This is a genomic window from Salinimicrobium gaetbulicola, from assembly GCF_042676025.1.
Lineage (GTDB): Bacteria > Bacteroidota > Bacteroidia > Flavobacteriales > Flavobacteriaceae > Salinimicrobium > Salinimicrobium gaetbulicola.
Genome location: NZ_JBHTJP010000024.1, coordinates 1 through 1608, shown reverse-complemented (window position 1 = coordinate 1608; position 1608 = coordinate 1). Strand labels below are relative to the sequence as shown.

Genomic DNA, 1608 nt, shown 5'->3' with positions numbered 1-1608 from the left:
TTTCTAAATCTGTTTCCTGGCCAAATGCATTTTTTGGAAAAAAACAAATCAGTAAAAATACTAGTAGTATTCTCATATCTTTTTTAAAAAATGTGCCACAACGTCTCCGGTTAACGCAAGTAGCGGACTGGGAAACGTGAATTTTTCGGTTAAGTTATCTTTTTAAAGGTAGTTAAAAATGTCATTTTAGATGGTCTGCAGCTATTTGCTCGTTAACCGATGTTGTGGCCAGTAATTTATTTAACTTTCCCACGTTCCCAATTCTTGAATTATCATCCATTTATCATTCTCCTTTTTAAGAATGAAAATATAACCTTGTCCATTTAATGGGCCGCAGTAATAATCAACCGCTAAAATCAATCTTGTTTTTGGTTTATTAAATACTGGTGTTCCTACTCGTATAAAACAGCTAGTCCCAAATCTTTTTTCTATAAAATCGTATGCATAATCAATATCCTGATCTAGTAAACTATCAAGGTGTTGCTTGGTCAATGTCGCTTTTGAAATCAAGTTAGAATCAATGTGTACAGTCAGAGACGAATCAATAATTGTATACATATATTCTGCGTCGATTGAATCAATAAGATTTCTTTCAATCATGGCATTAAAAAAGTCATTTGAATAATAAATCAAATCAGGTGGTGGAGGTGGTGGATAATCATGAGTATCCATGTAACTTGAATCAATCGGAATAGTTTTGTAAATCGGCATAGTCTCAATTTGCACAACAGATACTCTGTTTAATCTGTATCGCACTATCTCGTCAACAATCTTATTGAAGTCATTGTGATTATCCTCAATCTGCGAGTTTTTTGATTCTGAAGTACAAGAAATCAAAAGAACGATTGTTAATATTTTAAATATCAATCTCATTATGGGGGCTGCTATTATTGGCCACAACGTCACCGGTTAACAAAAGTGGCGAGTAGGGAAGACATCACTTTCCGTGGAGACGAATTTTCTTATGGAAATAAATGTAGAAAAATATCTCTCGTAAAAGCCATTTTAGTTAACCGATGTTGTAGTAAGTTTTTTTATTCAACTTTTATAAATGATCGTTTTCCATAGGTCAGAGTATACAGAAGTAGCAGTACGAGGGGAATAAAAAGAAGAAGTAAAAGTTCTAATTTTAGATCAGTCAAATAAACTAGACCTGGTAAAATAAAAATGATGGGAATTGTCCATTTAGATTTTTCGGAACTTTTTAGTACAATTTCTCTTTCCTCATCTTTTTCAAGATTTAAAGAAACTTTCTCTGTTTCGAACCAGTCTATTTTTGCGAAAAGTTGATGTTCGCCATCTGGTATGTTAAATTCTTTTGTGTCTCCTTTTCCAACTTCTCCGATTTTCTGATTGTCGAGAAAGATTTTGTAGTCTCTCACTCCGCCATACCATTGGTTACTTCTATGGATTCGTAATTTGCCCATTTTGTAAATATATGAGTGTTTTAAATTTGCTACAACGTCTCCGGTTAACGCAAGTAGCGGATTGGGGAAGCGATTAGTTGTCGGTTAAGTTATCTTTTTAAAGGTAGTCAAAAATGTCATTTTTCGATGGTCTGCCGCTATTTGCTCGTTAACCGATGTTATGCCCAGGCTTTTTTATTTA

Annotated in this window: 2 protein-coding genes; both read right to left on the bottom strand. The window is 33.8% G+C overall.

The features are described from left to right. Window positions 1-240 precede the first annotated feature (240 nt). Window positions 241-711: a hypothetical protein gene (locus ACFQ1G_RS01350; protein WP_380736441.1), complete on the bottom strand. Its 471-nt coding sequence runs from the start codon at window positions 709-711 to the stop codon at window positions 241-243. A gap of 323 nt (window positions 712-1034) precedes the next feature. Next, window positions 1035-1427: a hypothetical protein gene (locus ACFQ1G_RS01345; protein WP_380736440.1), complete on the bottom strand. Its 393-nt coding sequence runs from the start codon at window positions 1425-1427 to the stop codon at window positions 1035-1037. Window positions 1428-1608 lie beyond the last annotated feature (181 nt).

Bases quoted from the DNA above. Each gene is read 5' to 3' on its own strand.
- ACFQ1G_RS01350 (WP_380736441.1), bottom strand. From the start codon at position 711: ATGCCGATTTACAAAACTATTCCGATTGATTCAAGTTACATGGATACT.
- ACFQ1G_RS01345 (WP_380736440.1), bottom strand. From the start codon at position 1,427: ATGGGCAAATTACGAATCCATAGAAGTAACCAATGGTATGGCGGAGTG.